The organism is Sphingomonas sp. 4RDLI-65 (assembly GCF_049472435.1).
Taxonomy (GTDB): Bacteria; Pseudomonadota; Alphaproteobacteria; order Sphingomonadales; family Sphingomonadaceae; genus Sphingomonas.
Window position 1 is genome coordinate 124,218 of the sequence record NZ_JBCEBT010000008.1, and the last position, 16,041, is coordinate 140,258.

The following is a 16,041-nucleotide window of genomic DNA, read 5'->3' on the forward strand; positions in this document are numbered from 1 at the left end:
CTCCACTCCCACAAGGATACGACTATGAACCTCGATATCGCAGGCAAGATCGCGCTCATCACCGGCGCGGACAGCGGCATGGGCAAGGAAACCGCCCGGATGCTCTTGCAGGAGGGCGTTCGCGTCGTGATCACCGACCAACCCGGCGGCGACCTCGACGCGAGCGCGACAGAGTTGAAGGCACACGGTGAGGTGATCGCAGTGGAAGCGGACCTGACCAAGCTCGACGACGTGAAGGCGCTGTTCGCCCAAGTCCGCGAACAGCTCGGCGAGCCCGACATCCTCGTCAACTGCGCGGGCGTGACCGGCGCGACCGGCGACTTCCTCGACGTCGACGATTCCGGCTGGCAGTCGACGCTCGACATCAACCTGATGGGCGCCGTCCGCGTCTGCCGCGAAGCGATTCCCGCGATGCGCGCCGCCAAATGGGGCCGCATCGTGCTGATGAGCTCGGAAGACGCAGTGCAGCCCTATGTCGACGAACTCGCCTATTGCGCGTCGAAGGCAGGCATCTCCAGCCTCTCCAAGGGGCTCTCGAAAGCCTATGGCTGCGATAACGTGCTGGTGAACACCGTCTCGCCCGCCTTCATCGCCACGCCGATGACCGACAAGATGATGAAGAAGCGCGCCGACGAGAAGGGTACGAGCTTCGACGAGGCAATCGAGACGTTCCTCGAGGAAGAGCGCCCCGGCATGACGCTAAAGCGCCGCGGCACCGCAGAAGAGGTCGCCTCGGCGATCGTGTTCCTCTGCTCGGAGCGGGCGAGCTTCATCAACGGCGCCGATATCCGCGTGGATTCGGGCTCGGTAATGACCGTGGCGGGCTAACCCGCCAACCATCTACCACTCCTACTGGAGCGGAACCGAGCAATCCTCCCCCGCCAGGGGGAGGTGGCAGGCACTTGCCTGACGGAGGGGGAGGCAGGTGCAACCGAGGTTGCGTATCCTCCCCCTCCGTCGCTCCGCGCCACCTCCCCCTGGCGGGGGAGGATTGCAGGAGCGGGGTTTACCCCTCGAACAAGTCCTTAAACTGCCGCGGCTGCGACCGAAGATACTGGTTAGGCGCCTTAACCTTCCCCCCAAGATGCGCCGCCGCATGCCAGGGCCAACGCGGATCATACAAAATCGTCCGAGCCAGCGCGATCATGTCCGCGTCACCCGTGCCCACAATCGCCTCGGCCTGCTCGAAATCGGTGATCAGCCCAACCGCGACGACCGGGATCGACACCGCCTGCTTCACCGCCCGCGCAAGCGGCACCTGATAGCTCGGCCCGACCGGAATCTGCTGGGAAGGCGTATTGCCCCCGCTCGACACATGGATCGCACTGCAACCCCGCGCTTCGAGCGCCTTGGCAAACGCCACCGTCTGTTCCGAATCCCAGCCGCCCTCGGCCCAGTCGGTCCCCGACACACGCATCGTCACCGCCCGCTCGGCCGGAAATGCAGCCCGAACCGCATCGAACACCTCAAGCGGGAACCGCATCCGGTTTTCGAGACTGCCACCATATTCGTCCTCACGCCGGTTCGACAGCGGCGACAGGAACTCGTGCAACAGATACCCATGCGCCGCGTGCAGCTGCACCGCATCGATCCCGAGCCGCGCCGCGCGCACCGTCGCCGCCACGAAAGCATCGCGCACCCGCGCCAGCCCCTCGGCATCAAGCGCGACCGGTGCGTTATCCTCCGGCAGGAACGGGACCGTCGAAGGCCCCTCGGTCTGCCAGCCATTGGCCTCGCCTGGTGCGATCTGGAGCCCGCCCTTCCACGGCACGGCGCACGACGCCTTGCGCCCCGCATGCGACAACTGGATCGCGATCGGCATGTCGGACCAGCGCCGCACGCTCTCGATCACCCCCGCCATCGCCGCCTCGGTCGCATCGTCGTACAGCCCGACATCGCCATGCGTGATCCGCCCCTCGGGCAGCACCGCGCTCGCCTCGATCGTCAGCAGCGCCGCCCCCGACAGCGCAAGCTGGCCGAGATGGATCTGATGCCAATCGTTCATGCAACCGTTTTCGGCCGAATACTGGCACATCGGCGCGATCACGATCCGGTTCGCGAGCGTCAGGTTGCCGATCTCGAGCGGCTCGAACAGTTTCGGCCCGCTCATGCGAGGATCGACCGGAGGTTGGAAGGAATGCGCATGATGGCCTCTTGATGCTGAAAGTGATGCCGCGAAAACTCGCTGCGTTAAGCGGAACATAGGACGCGGCGGGCGGGTTTCACGCCAAGGAATGCTGCACCGCGATAAAGCCGCGCCCGCAGCGCGACGATTACGACACGAAAAGGGTCCTCGCCTTGCATCTACTGCCCGACACGCTCGACGCCGGCTCGGCCTATCCGCTGGGCGCCACCTTCGATGGCCTCGGCGTCAACTTCGCGGTGTATTCCGCCAATGCCGAGAAGATCGAACTCTGCGTCTACGACGAGACCGGCCGCCGCGAACTGAAGCGCTATGCGCTCCCCGAATGGACCGACGAAGTCTGGCACGGCTACCTTCCCGACGCGCAACCCGGCCTTGTCTATGGCTACCGCGCACACGGTCGGTACGCGCCCGAGGAAGGCCATCGCTTCAACCCCAACAAGCTGCTGCTCGACCCGTACGCCAAGCAGATGATCGGCGAACTCCGCTGGACCGACGCGATGTATGGATACCAGGTGAAGTCGCCGCGCGCGGACCTGAGCTTCGACAAGCGCGACAGCGCGCTGACGATGCCCAAGGGCGTCGTGACCGACAGCCATTTCGACTGGTCGCGCGACGTGCGGCCCAATACGCCGTGGTCCGAGACGGTCATCTACGAGGCGCATACCAAGGGCCTGACAAAGCTTTTCGAGGAGGTCCAGCCCTCCGAGCGCGGCACCTTCGCGGCGCTTGGCAACCCCAAGGTTATCGATCACCTCAAGCGCCTCGGCGTCACCGCGATCGAGCTGCTGCCGATCCACACCTACATCCAGGACCGCTTCCTCCAGGAAAAGGGCCTGCGCAATTACTGGGGCTACAACACCCTCAATTTCTTCACGCCAGAGCGCTCGTTCTTCGCGACCGACAGCCACGACGAACTCCGTCGCTCGATCCGCCGCCTCCACGCGGCCGGAATCGAGGTGATCCTCGACGTCGTCTACAACCACACCTGCGAAGGCTCGGAACAGGGCCCGACGCTTTCCTGGCGCGGTCTCGACAACGCCAGCTACTACCGCCTGGTGAAGGACGACCCCCGCTACTCGATCAACGACACCGGCACCGGCAACACGCTGAACCTCACCAAGGCGCGCGTGATCCAGATGGTCGCGGATTCGCTGCGCTACTGGGCGACCAGCTTCGGCATCGACGGCTTCCGCTTCGATCTCGGGCTGACGCTGGGCCGGACGGATACCGGTTTCGATCCCGGCGCAGGCTTCTTCGACGTGCTCCGCCAAGACCCCGTGCTCGGCAGGCTAAAGCTCATTACCGAGCCTTGGGACATCGGCCCCGGCGGCTATCAGCTCGGCAACTTCCCCCCCGGTTTCGCCGAATGGAACGACAAATACCGCGATACCGTGCGGAAATTCTGGCGCGGCGATCACGCCCAGCGTGCCGACCTCGCCGCGCGCCTGACCGGCTCGGCAGACCTGTTCGACCGCCGCGCACGCCGCCCCTGGGCGAGCGTCAACCTGCTCGGCGCGCACGACGGCTACACGCTCGCCGACACCGTCGCCTACGAGGAGCGCCACAACGAAGCGAACGGTGAAGACAACAACGACGGCCATTCGAACAACTGCTCGCGCAACTGGGGCGTCGAAGGCCCGACCGACGACGCCTCGATCCTCGAGACCCGCCAGCGCGTGATGCGCTCGATGCTGACGACGCTGTTCGCCTCGCTCGGCACGCCGATGCTGGTCGCCGGCGACGAGTTCGGTCGCACGCAGAACGGCAACAACAACGCCTATTGCCAGGACAACGAGATCAGCTGGCTCGACTGGAACAAGGCGAAGTCCCCCGAGGGCGATGCGCTGATCGACTTCACCGCGCGCCTGATCGCGCTACGTCGTGACTATCCGATGCTCCGCGCCGGCAACTTTCTCTATGGCGACGACACGCCGGCCGAGGGTCTGAAGGACATCGAATGGTGGGACGAGCGAGGCCAGCAACTTACGGCGGAGGATTGGGACAACACCAATGGCCGTGCGCTGGTGATGCGCCGCGCCTGCGAGATGGAATCGGGTGAGATCCAGGTGATCTCACTTTTCCTCAATGCCTCGGAGGGCCCGCTGACCTTCCACATGCCGCCGCCCGAAGAGGTCGAGCGCACCGTCTTGATCGACAGCAGCAAACCGGATCAGGGGCCGACGCCGATCAAGGACAGCTACGAGCTTCCCCCCCAGGGTGCGGCGTTGCTCGCGTGGACGATCGCAGCGGCATGAATTGGGGACCGACGCTCGCCGAAGACGGAACGAAGTTCCGGCTCTGGGCTCCCGATCGCGAAGTCGTGACTCTGGAGATCGCGGATGGCGATGCGGTCCCCATGACGCGCAGTGCCGACGGCTGGTTCAGCACCTCCGCGTCCGTAGGACCAAATACGCGGTACCGGTTCCGTCTGAGCGACGACCTCGCGGTCCCGGATCCGGCCTCGCGAGCACAATCGGGCGGCGTCCATGGGTGGAGCGTCGTCGTCGACCACACCTACGAATGGCGCACGTCAGATTGGATCGGCCGTCCGTGGGAAGAGATGGTCATCCAGGAGGTCCATGTCGGCACGCTGGGCGGCTTCGCAGGCGTCGCGGATCACCTCTGGAAGATCGCCGCGCTAGGCATAACCGCGATCGAACTCATGCCCGTCAACGCATTCGGCGGCACCCGCAACTGGGGCTATGACGGCGTGCTCCCCTACGCCCCCGCCGAAAGCTACGGCACCCCCGACGAGCTGAAGGCGCTGATCGATCGCGCCCACGAACTCGGCTTGGCCGTATTCCTCGACGTGGTCTACAATCACTTCGGCCCCGACGGAAACTACCTCGGCGCCTATGCGAAGGGCTTTTTCCACGCGGAGGTCGACACCCCCTGGGGCGGCGCAGTCGCGGTCGATCAGGCGCCGGTTCACCGCTATTTCGTCGACAACGCGCTGATGTGGCTAAACGAGTACAAGTTCGACGGCCTCCGCTTCGACGCAGTCCACGCGATCGAGAACGACGATTTTCTGGACGCGATGGCTGCCGAACTCCGCGCTAAAACTGCCGGCCGCCACATCCACCTCGTCCTCGAAAACGAAGGCAACGACGCCGATCGCCTTCACGCTAGCGGGTACGACGCGCAGTGGAACGACGACTTCCACAACGTCCTCCACGTCCTGCTCACCGGCGAGACGAGCGCCTATTATGCTGATTTCGCCGACCGCCCCGCCGACCGCCTCGCGCGCTGCCTGGGAGAGGGCTTTATCTACCAGGGGGAGGGCTCACCCAACCACGACGGCAAGCCGCGCGGCAAGCCCAGCGCCCACCTGTCGCCAACCGCGTTCGTCGCGTTCCTCCAGAACCACGACCAGATCGGCAACCGCGCACTGGGCGAACGCCTGACGCTTCTCGCCGATCGCCAGAAGCTCCGCGCTGCCACCGCATTGCTCCTGCTGGGTCCACAGATCCCATTGCTGTTCATCGGCGACGACCACGGCAGCGAGAGCCCGTTCCTGTTCTTCACCGACTTCCACGACGACCTCGCCGACGCAGTCCGCGAAGGCCGACGCAAGGAATTCGCCAAGTTCGCCGCCTTCGCCGATCCCGAAGCGCGCGAAGCGATCCCCGATCCGAACGCGCACGAGACCTTCCACCGATCCCACGCGCACCCCGGAGCAGATGCGACGGCGTGGCAAGACCTGTACCGTAACCTGCTGAAAATCCGCCACGAGCAGATCATCCCCCGCCTGCGCAATGCGGCCGCGATCGGCGCCGAAGCGATCGGCGAGGGGGCGGTCGTCGCACGCTGGAAGATGGCCGACCGCGCGGTCCTGACGATTGCCCTGAACCTCGGCGATGAGGCGGTTGCGTTCCCCGAGATTGAAGCCGCACCCACTTACGCCGATGGCGACGCCGGCCAGCCCGGCAGCATCGCAGTCTGGCTACAGCCATGAGCAGCCTGCAAAAACTCGCCATCGCCGCCGGCCTGCAACCCGAATGGCGGGACGCGGGCGGCCGCCGTCAGACGGTATCAGACGAGGCGTTGCGGGCGATCCTCGATTGCCTCGGGCACCCATCCGCGAGCGCCACGCAGATCGTCGACAGCCTCACAGCGATCGCGACCAGGACCGCGCGAGCGCCCCGCTTCCTGTCCGTCGACGTCGGCGATCCGATCCAACTTGCGACCACGCTATCCGGCAAGGCCGAACTCACCCTCGAAAACGGCACCCGGACGTCGGTTACGATCGACCGAGGCGCGCTCAAGCCGATCGAGCACATCGGTTATCACCGTCTCGAAGTCGGCGACGATCTGATCGACCTGCTCGTCGGTCCGCGACGCTGCTACACGATCGCCGACGCCGTACGGGGGCGCAAGCTCTGGGCACCCGCGGTTCAAATCCCGAGCCTACGCAGTGAAACGGCAAAGGCATTCGGCGACTTCGGCACGCTCGCCGACGCCGCCCGAGCATTTGGCGAGCGCGGCGCGGACGCCCTCGCGATCAGCCCCATGCATGCGCTCTTCCCCGCGGACGCCAGTCGGTACAGCCCCTACGCACCGTCGAGCCGGCAATTCCTCAACGGCCTCTATGCCGATTCGTCTGCGTTCGGCGGGACCTCGGATGGTCCCGTGTCAGACTTGATCGACTGGCAGAGCGGGATACCCACAAAGCTCGCACGTCTTCGCAAGACCTTCGACCAAGATGCTCGGAAACTTGGCAAACCCCTCGATGCGTTCAGGCGGGAGGCCGGAGACGACCTCGAACGCCACGCCGAGTTCGATGCCCTCCACGCCCATTTCTTCGCGACCACCGGTGCGCGCGGCTGGCAGCAATGGCCGGCCGAGTATCACAATCCTGACAGCCCAGCCGTCCGCCGCTTCGTCACCGAGCATGCCGAGGACGTCACCTTCTACGTCTTCCTCCAATGGCTCGCCCGCCGCGATCTCGATGCCGCGCAGACCGCCGCCAAGAACGCGGGCATGGCGATCGGCCTCATCGCCGATCTCGCCGTCGGCATGGACCCCGGCGGCAGCCACGGCTGGAGCCGCCGCGGCGACCTGCTGACCGGTCTGTCGATCGGCGCGCCCCCCGATCCGCTCGGCCCCGATGGCCAAAGCTGGGGCATCACCGGCTTCGATCCGCACGCGCTGCGCGAAACCAGCTTCGCCCCGTTCATCGCCACGATCCGCGCGGCGCTCGCGCATGCCGGCGGTATCCGCATCGACCATGCATTCGGCCTGCGCCGCCTGTGGGTCGTCCCCGAGGGCGCGTCGGCGGCGGAAGGCGCCTATCTCGATATGCCCTTCGACGACATGATGCGGATCATCGCGATGGAGTCCCAGCGGGCTAGAGCTATAGTCATCGGCGAAGATCTTGGCACCGTTCCCGACGGCTTCCGCGAGACGATGGACGCGCGCGCGATGCTCGGGATGCGCGTGCTATGGTTCGAGCGCGATACGGACGGCTTCGTGCCCCCGGCGAAATGGTCTACCGATGCGGTGGCAATGACCGGCACGCACGATCTCGCGACGGTCGCCGGTTGGTGGAGCGTCCGCGACATCGACTGGACCTGGGAGCTCGGCCGCAAGTCCGACGCCGTCGACGAACAAGCAGACCGTGCAGCCCGCGCCGAGGATCGCACCGCGCTTTGGTCCGCGTTCGACACGGCCAGCGACCAACCCGCGCTTGAAGATACCGCGGCGGTGGTCGACGCCGCTATCTCGCATGTCGCCAGCACGCCTTGCACACTTGCGATCATCCCCATCGAGGATCTCGCCGGACTAATCGAGCAACCGAACCTCCCCGGCACGATCGACGAACATCCCAATTGGCGACGCTGCATGCCCGACACGACCGAGGCGCTCCTGCAACGCCCCGAAATCGCCGCCCGCATCGACACGCTCAACGCCGCGAGACCCGCATGACCCCCCGCGCAACCTACCGCTTCCAGTTCCACGAGGACTTCACCTTCGCCGATGCGGAGGCGTTGGTGCCGTATCTCGACGACCTCGGGATCAGCCACCTCTACGCCTCGCCGATCACGACTGCCCGCAGCGGATCCACCCACGGCTACGACGTCGTCGACCCTACCCGGATCAACCCCGAACTCGGCGGCGAAGAGGCGTTCCGCAGCCTAGTTGCAGCACTCCGCGCGCGCGCCATGGGCGTCATTATCGACATCGTCCCCAACCACATGGGCGTCGCCGGTGGTGAGAACGCGTGGTGGAATGATGTCCTAACGCACGGCGAAACCAGCGAATTCGCGCGCTACTTCGACATCGACTGGCGCGAGAAGCTGGTCCTCCCAATCTTGGGCGATCCGCTTGCCGAGACGGTCACGAACGGCACGCTCAAGGTCGAGCAGGTCGACGGCCGCTATGTCCTCGAAGCGTATGGCGAACATCGCCTGCCGATCCGCGACGAGGATCAGGCCACCGCAACGACCGGCGACATTTCCGCGCTGGTCGATCGCCAGCACTACCGCCTCGCCTCGTGGCGCGTCGCCAACGACGAACTCAACTGGCGGCGGTTCTTCACGATCAACGACCTCGCCGGCCTCCGCGCCGAAGACCCGGTCGTGTTTGAGGCAACACACGCGCTCTATTTCCGTCTCTACGCCGAGGGCCTGATCGACGGCGTCCGCGTCGATCACGTCGACGGGCTGACCGACCCCGCGGGCTATTGCCGTCAGCTCCGTGCGAGTTTCGATGCGATCGAGCGTCCCGCCGACGCGCCGCCCGGTCCGGCCTACATCGTCATTGAGAAGATCCTTGCCGACGGCGAACCGCTCGCGACCGACTGGGGCGTCGATGGCACAAGCGGCTACGATTTTATGGAGCAGGTCACGGCCTTGCTCCACGCGCCTGCCAATGCCGAACCGCTCGCAGAACTCTGGGCGGACATCAGCGGTCGGTCCGCTGACTTCGCGCCCGAGGAACTGCGCGCGCGGCAGGAATTGCTAGCGTGGCAGTTCGATGGCCAGCGCCGCCGCTGCGTCGACGCCTTCGTCGTGCTCGCCCGATCGACGCCCGAATGCGACGGCCTGACGCGCGGCATGCTCGACCGCGCGATCGAGCGCCTGCTGTGGGTCTTTCCCGTCTATCGTACCTATGGGACGGGCGATGCCGCCCCGGCAGCAGACGCTGCGATCCGCGAGACGGTCCGCCAGCGCGTCGCGCAATTCGTCCCGCCGGGCGAGGACGCGGTGGTCGAGCGGATACTCGCATGGCTGGCAGGCGAGGGACCTGGGGACCCAAAGCTCGCAGCCGAAGCGGTGCGCAAGTTCCAGCAACTCTCTGCGCCGATTGCGGCCAAGGCGGTCGAGGACACCGCATTCTACCGCTATGGTCGCCTGCTCTCACGCAACGACGTCGGCTTCGACGCGGCTCGCATGTCGCTTGATATCGACGATTTCCACGCGGCCATGGTCGAGCGCGCTCGCGATTGGCCGGCGGCCATGCTCGCTACCGCCACGCATGACCACAAGCGGGGCGAAGACGTCCGCGCACGGCTCGCGGTGTTGAGCGAACTGCCCGATCTCTGGCGCGCGCGCGTGGAACGTTGGCGCGAACTCGCCGCGTCGTTTGCCGACGGGGTCGATCCTGCCGACGCCTACATGCTGCTCCAGACGCTGTTCGGCGCTTGGCCCGAAGGCCTGACTGCATCGGATACGGAAGGATTGTCGGACTTTGCCGAGCGTATCGTCGCGTGGCAGGAAAAGGCGTTGCGCGAGGCAAAGCTGCGCTCGTCCTGGGAGGCGCCGGACGAGGCTTACGAGAGCCGCTGCCACGATCTGGCTCGCGCGCTGCTTGATTCCGAGCGGTCGCAGGCTTTCCTCGACGACATGACCGCGTTCGTCGTGCGGATTGCCCCCGCGGCGGCGGCAAACGGCCTCGCGCAGGTCGCGCTGCGCTATACCGTTCCTGGCGTCCCCGATCTGTATCAGGGCACGGAGATTGCCGATCTAAGTCTGGTCGATCCTGACAACCGCCGTCCGGTAGATTACGCGTACCTTCAGGCGTCGCTAGCCGCTGATACGCCAGCAAAGATGGCGCTGATCCGACAGCTTCTCGCGCTGCGACGGACGCATCCCAGAGTGTTCTCGGAGGGAAGCTACGAGCCCATCGCGTTAACTGGTATCCGCGCCGACCAGGCCATTGCGTTTCGTCGGATCGGTGCGGACGCAATTATGCGTTGTGTGATCCCGCTACGCTGTGCCGAGCGCCATCTAGACCGGATCGACGCCCGCGATTGGTGGGGCGACACCGCGCTCGCATCCGGCGAACGGCTCGCCGATCTGCTCGGCGAGCGTTCCGTTTCGATCGAGATGCTGCCCGCAAAAGGCTGAGCGATCAGCGGCCTGCGAGATAGTGGGCGAGCGGGTCGATCATGTCCTCGGGGATACGGCGGGCGATGACCGGCATCGTCGATTGCGACTTCCGCGCATCGACCACCGTCTCGTCGCCGCGCCAGTTGCGCAGGCGTTGGGCAATGTAGCTGGCACGCTGGCCGGCGAGGACCGGGTAGGGCTTCCCGGGCGCGTGGCAGCTCGCGCAGGCAGGGAGCTGCACCTTCGGCAGCCCTTCGCGGTCGATTCTGGCGGCCTCGGTCGAGCCGGACGGCGTGACGCTGCCGATACCCGGCGTCGCCGCGAAATGATCCGCCAATCGCGTCATCTCGGCCGGCGTCAGCGTCGCGGCGGCGTTCGCCATGACCGCGCTTTGGCGCTTGCCGGTCGCATAGGCCTCCAGTGCTGCACGGAGATACGCCGGGTTCTGGCCGCCAAGTACCGGCATATCGGGCTGGTTGCGACCTCGTCCGTCGGCGCCGTGGCAGCCGGCGCAGGTCGCGATCTTCGCATCGGCGATGCCCGGCACTTCGGTCAGCGAGCGATAGGTCGCGGGCGTCATCTCGGGGAGCAAGCGGACGAAGGCGACCATGCGGCGGACTTCGTCGTCGCGGTCCTTCGCCGCCCAGCCGGGCATGCCGGTGTATTTGACGCCGTGCTTGAGGATCCAGAAAATCTGCTTGTCGGTCCATTCGCGCGCGTTGACCGACAGGTCCGGGGCAGGGGGCGTCGCGGCCTGCATCACCGGCAGCGGACGCACGCCGGGGGCGCCGTGGCACGACGCGCAGCTGGCCTTGAACAGGCCGGCGGCGCTGACGAGGCCCTCGTTCGCCTTGGGATCGTCGGGGGCGGTAACGGCGGCGTAGGTGCGGACCGAGTTGCGCATCGTCCAGTGGAGAAACCAGTCGGTAATCTTCCAATGCCCCGACGAGGCGGCGATGTTGAACACGCCCGACCACGCGAACAACAGCCCTGCGAGCGCGAGTGTGACGATGGCGGCGGCGGCGCGCGCCCAGGTAATCCGGATCGTCATGCGGTCGCGCTCCGTGTCTTCAATAGTCCGCCGAGCATCGCCAGCCCGCCGATGAAATAGCTCGCCGCGCCGACCATCAGCATGACGACGCCGCCAAGTTGCTGGTCTTCGAGGGCGTCGAGGCCGTGCGTTGCCGGGTGCATCGCCATCATCGCGTATAGCGGTCGTGGGGCGAGGCCGATCAATGCGCCGAGCAGGGTCATGTGCATCGAGGTCAGCAGCAGCGCCGCGACCCCTGACGCACGCCGATCGCTTGCGCCGCCGACGCGCGTGCCGAGCACGGCGCTCCAGAGAAAGACGCCGGCGATGAGGAAGCTGGCCTGCTCGAGGAGCAGCGCGAGGGGCTGTATGTCGACGCGCAGTCTCAGCGCGGGGAGGTGCCAGAGCCAAACCACGACCAGTTCGACGAGCGACATCGCGAGCGGGGTCACCACTGCGGGCCAACGCTCGGCGGGATCGAAGCGGCTGCCCGCAACCCCGTACGCCAGGAACGGCGCGGCGACCGCGACCGCTATCATGTGACCCGCCATGTGGCCGACCATTCCTAGCGGCGCTGCGGCGAATGCCCAGCCGAGCGGGACTAGCGCAACGCCCAGGACGAGGCTCGCGCGTCTCATCGGCAGTCGCCGAACATGATGACGGGTAGCGCCGTAAAGATCACCGCCACGAAGCTCAGCCCGGCAAGCAACCGTGTCGACAGCGCCAGAAAGCGCAGCCGGTCGATTTCGGTGCCCTGTTCGTGCGGAGCCGGATCACCCGGCGTCTCCGACTGGACGCGCGCGATATAGCCTGCCGCGACGATCCCCAGCAGCGCCACGATCGTCGCGATCAGCGTCGCCAGTGGAAAGCCGTTCAACGCGGTTCCCGGCGCCGACGATTTCGCGCACGTCACAGCGACCCACAGATAGCAGAACAGGAAATGCGCGGCCCAGATCGTCGGCGGGACGATCAGCGTCCACAACGTGACCTTCAGGTCGCGGGCCCAATGCTTCTTCATGAGACACCCGGGAACAGGCCGATCGTGCAGAACGTCACGATGCCGGTCAGTGCGAGGAAGTGGTGGTACACGGTGATGTTGCGCAGGTCCGCATCATAGACCGGCGTCATCTTGCCCGCGAGGCTGCGCGCGAGGGTGTAGGCCTGCATGATGACCCCGATCGCGGCGTGGACGGCGGTCCAGATCGCCAGCGTCCAGACGATCGCGGGATAGACGTGGAGTTCGGGATCGAGCCCCGAATACCACGGCCCCGCAAGCCCGGCGAACAGGCTCGCCAGCGTCGCGACGATGCCGACCACCAACAGCGCACGACCCGCGCCGACGTTACCCCGCCGATGCACTTCGCGCGCGCCGACGGTCGCGGCCCAGCCGGTGAGCGTCAGCGCCAACGCGACCATCGGCCAGAACACGCCTGGCCCGTTTAGCCCGACCCCGCTCGGCGGGAAATCATTGTGGATCGTCCAGAAGAAGAAATAGCCGAACACCAGCCCCGAGAACGCAGTCGCGTCCGCCATCATCGTGATGAACATCGCCCACCAGCCCGGCGCCGATGGCCCGGACGTGTAGAGCGGCACTTCGATCCCGTGGCCGATATGCTTGGTCGGCTTTTCGGGGATCTCGGCGGTCCCGGTCCACAGCCACCACAGCACGCAGGCGAGCGTCGCGACGCCGCTGACCGCCGACCAGATATAGAGATGGTAGGTCGTCAGGATGAACACGCCCGCGAGCGCGACCGCGGTCATCATCGGCTTCACGCTCGGCGTGCCGAGGCGGATCACCTGTACCGGGCGCGCGTCGAGCACCGAGGTAACGATCGACTCGCGCCGCATCTCTTCCGCATCGGGCAGGAAGAACCGGCCCTCGTCGACCTTCTGGACGAAGTTCTTCTGATCCCAGATCGGATAGCGGCTCTCGATCAGCGGCACCGAGCGAACGCCCCAATCCTCGTCGTCGGGCAGCGCGAGCCACTCGAGCGTGCCGGCATTCCACGGATTACGCGGCGCCTTCGGGCGACGCGGCGACAGTGCGAGGTCGATGCAGACGATCAGTACGCCCGTCGCGAACATGTACGACCCGATCGTCGAGGCAAGGTTGAGCCCGCCGATCCCGAGCTCCTCGGGATAGGTGAACACCCGCCGCGGCATCCCGAGCAGCCCCGACAGATGCATCGGGAAGAAGGTCACGTTCATCCCCACAAACATGATCCAGAACGCAATCCGCCCGAGCCTGTCGCTGAGCTTCTTGCCGGTGATCAGCGGCCAGTAATAATATAGCCCGGCGAACAGCGGCAGCAGCGTGCCGCCGATCAGCACGTAATGCAGATGCGCGACGATGAAATACGTGTCGTGCGCCTGCCAGTCGAACGGCGCGACCGCGACCATGACGCCGGTCAGCCCGCCGATCACGAACACGGCCAGGCTGCCGCTCGCATAGAGCAATGGCGTCGATTTCTTGACGTTGCCCGCCCAGAGCGTCGCGATGAACACGAAGATCTGCACGCCGGTCGGGATCGCCACCGCTTCCGACGCCGCGGCGAAGAAGGCGAGGCTGATCTTCGGCAGCCCGGTCGTGAACATGTGGTGGACCCACAGCCCGAAGCTCAGGAACGCCGTCCCGACCGCGGCCAGCACGATCCACGGATAGCCGAGCAAATGTCTTTGCGCAAAAGTCGGGATCAGCATCGCGAACAGCGCGATCGACGGCAGGAAGACGATGTAGACCTCCGGATGCCCGAAGATCCAGAACAGATGCTGCCACAGCAGCGGATCGCCGCCCTTCTCCGCGTTGAAGAACGGCCAGTTCAGCAGCCGCTCCATCTCGAACAGCACGTCGCCTGCGATCAGCGGCGGGAACGCGAACAGGATCATCACCGCGACGACCAGGATGTACCAGGCGTAGAGCGGCATCAGGTTGAGCCGCATGCCGGGCGGGCGGCACTTCAGCACGCCGACGATCAGCTCGACTGCGGCTGCCACCGACGACACCTCGATGAAGCTCAAGCCCAGCATCCAGATGTCCGCGCCGAGTCCGCTCAGATCGGTCCGCGTCGTCAGCGGCGGGTACATGAACCAGCCGCCATCCGGCGCGGCGTCGAAGAAGATCGAGCCCGACACGAACACGCCGCCGATGAGGAAGCTCCAGTATCCGAACGACGACAGCCGCGGGAACGGCAGGTCGCGCGCGCCGAGCAACTGCGGCAGAAGGATGATCGAGACCGCCTCGAACATCGGCACCGCGAACAGGAACATCATCATCGAGCCGTGCAGCGTGAACAGCTGGTTGAAGGTGTTCGCCGTGACGAGGTCGTTGTTCGGTACTGCCAGCTGCGTGCGCATGATCAGCGCGAGCACGCCTGCGAACAGCATGAAGCCGAACGCGGTCAGCGTGTACCACACGCCGATCCGGTTGTTGTTGACGTCGGTCCAGCGGAAGAACCAGCCCGACGGCGGCTTCCACACTTCACGCAGGCGATCCTCCTGGCCTTTCCGCACCGCAGGATCGTTCTGGTCGGGCGCGACATAGGGGGTGCTCTCGGTGGTCATTTGAGCCCCTGAAGGTAGCTGGCGATCTGGTCGGCTTCGGCGGCCGACATCTGTGGGAAGGCGGGCATCCGCACGCCGGGCTTGGTCTTGCCCGGATCGCGCACGAAACCGGCGATGTTGGCGTGGGTCATCGGCAACACGCCCGCGGCGAGCGTCGGGCGTGATCCGAAGTGGGTGAGGTCGGGGCCGATCTTCGCGACCGGGCCAACGCCGCGCACGGAGTGACAGCCGCTACACCCATAGCTCGCGAACAGCCGCGCGCCGGGCGATGCTGTGACGGTGGCGGGACGGGCCTGCGCGGCGAGCCAGCGTTCGAATGCTGCGGGCTCCATCGCGATCACGTCGAACGCCATCAGTGCATGGCCGAGCCCACAGAACTCTGCGCACACACCGCGGTAGGTCCCTGCCTTGGTTGCGCGAACGACGAGTCGGTTGGTGCGGCCGGGGATCATGTCCATCTTGCCGGCCAGCCCGGGCACCCAGAAGCTGTGGATGACGTCAGGGCTGCGGAGCGACAGCTCTACGGTGCGGCCGACCGGCAGGCGGAGTTCGTTGGCGGTCTCGATCACCGAACCACCCGGCGGGGCGTAGCGGATGCGCCACCAGAATTGTTCGCCCTCGACGCCGATCCGCAGATCGCCATTGGCAACCTCGCGCGGGCGCATCGCGGGCAGGGCGTAAAGCAGCAGGCCCAGGAGCAGGATCGAAGGCCCGATGCCGCCGAGCCACAGCACCAGCTTCATCCCGCCCTTGTGCGTCAGCCGACCCTCGGGTGCGCGCATCGCATGCCGCATCAACAACGCGAGGCCGCCAGCGAGAATGACGGCACCGATGACCAGAACGATGGTGATCGAGAGGACCTTGTCCGCCTCCTCACCGAACGGCGCGAGCGTCGACTGGTGCCGGTTGCACGCCGTCAACAGCGGCAGGCACACCCCCACGGAAAGAAAAATAGCCTTCCGCATCATCACCTT

At 66.1% G+C, this 16,041-nt stretch carries 11 protein-coding genes; 5 read left to right on the top strand and 6 right to left on the bottom strand.

Annotation, left to right across the window (positions count from 1 at the left end; translation table 11 throughout):
- Nucleotides 1-24: 24 nt before the first annotated feature.
- Nucleotides 25-828, top strand: coding sequence for an SDR family NAD(P)-dependent oxidoreductase (locus tag VH567_RS15305; RefSeq protein WP_423327107.1), 804 nt, complete (start codon nucleotides 25-27; stop codon nucleotides 826-828).
- Nucleotides 829-1,006: 178 nt separating this feature from the next.
- On the opposite strand, the gene VH567_RS15310 is transcribed toward VH567_RS15305, so the two are convergent.
- Nucleotides 1,007-2,110 (bottom strand): NADH:flavin oxidoreductase/NADH oxidase, encoded by a 1,104-nt coding sequence (locus tag VH567_RS15310; RefSeq protein ID WP_423327108.1) that lies wholly within the window; start codon nucleotides 2,108-2,110, stop codon nucleotides 1,007-1,009.
- Nucleotides 2,111-2,298: 188 nt separating this feature from the next.
- Between VH567_RS15310 and glgX the strand changes: the two genes are divergently transcribed.
- The 4 genes from glgX to treY are packed head-to-tail and all read left to right on the top strand — an operon-like array spanning nucleotide 2,299 to nucleotide 10,494.
- Entirely contained in the window at nucleotides 2,299-4,401 is a 2,103-nt protein-coding gene (gene glgX / locus VH567_RS15315) for a glycogen debranching protein GlgX (RefSeq protein ID WP_423327109.1), read from the top strand.
- Nucleotides 4,398-6,101 carry a malto-oligosyltrehalose trehalohydrolase gene (treZ, locus tag VH567_RS15320; protein ID WP_423327110.1) on the top strand — a complete coding sequence of 568 codons (1,704 nt, stop codon included), beginning with the start codon at nucleotides 4,398-4,400 and terminating at the stop codon, nucleotides 6,099-6,101. Before glgX ends, treZ begins: the two co-directional genes overlap by 4 nt.
- A complete protein-coding gene (gene malQ / locus VH567_RS15325) occupies nucleotides 6,098-8,071 on the top strand; it encodes a 4-alpha-glucanotransferase (protein ID WP_423327111.1) in 1,974 nt (657 codons plus the stop codon). Before treZ ends, malQ begins: the two co-directional genes overlap by 4 nt.
- Nucleotides 8,068-10,494 carry a malto-oligosyltrehalose synthase gene (gene treY, locus VH567_RS15330; RefSeq protein WP_423327112.1) on the top strand — a complete coding sequence of 809 codons (2,427 nt, stop codon included), beginning with the start codon at nucleotides 8,068-8,070 and terminating at the stop codon, nucleotides 10,492-10,494. The genes malQ and treY overlap by 4 nt, the downstream gene beginning before the upstream one ends.
- 4 nt (nucleotides 10,495-10,498) lie before the next feature.
- On the opposite strand, the gene VH567_RS15335 is transcribed toward treY, so the two are convergent.
- The 5 genes from VH567_RS15335 to VH567_RS15355 are packed head-to-tail and all read right to left on the bottom strand — an operon-like array spanning nucleotide 10,499 to nucleotide 16,032.
- The gene (locus tag VH567_RS15335) at nucleotides 10,499-11,527 is read right to left on the bottom strand and encodes a c-type cytochrome (protein WP_423327113.1); all 1,029 of its coding nucleotides are present in this window, start codon (nucleotides 11,525-11,527) and stop codon (nucleotides 10,499-10,501) included.
- On the bottom strand, nucleotides 11,524-12,144 hold the full coding sequence (locus tag VH567_RS15340) for a cytochrome c oxidase assembly protein (RefSeq protein ID WP_423327114.1): 621 nt from the start codon (nucleotides 12,142-12,144) through the stop codon (nucleotides 11,524-11,526). Before VH567_RS15340 ends, VH567_RS15335 begins: the two co-directional genes overlap by 4 nt.
- Entirely contained in the window at nucleotides 12,141-12,524 is a 384-nt protein-coding gene (locus tag VH567_RS15345; RefSeq protein ID WP_423327115.1) for a hypothetical protein, read from the bottom strand. Before VH567_RS15345 ends, VH567_RS15340 begins: the two co-directional genes overlap by 4 nt.
- Nucleotides 12,521-15,067, bottom strand: a complete 2,547-nt coding sequence (ctaD, locus tag VH567_RS15350; RefSeq protein WP_423327116.1) for a cytochrome c oxidase subunit I — start codon at nucleotides 15,065-15,067, stop codon at nucleotides 12,521-12,523. The genes VH567_RS15345 and ctaD overlap by 4 nt, the downstream gene beginning before the upstream one ends.
- A complete protein-coding gene (locus VH567_RS15355; protein WP_423327129.1) occupies nucleotides 15,064-16,032 on the bottom strand; it encodes a cytochrome c oxidase subunit II in 969 nt (322 codons plus the stop codon). The genes ctaD and VH567_RS15355 overlap by 4 nt, the downstream gene beginning before the upstream one ends.
- Between the last annotated feature and the right edge of the window lie 9 nt (nucleotides 16,033-16,041).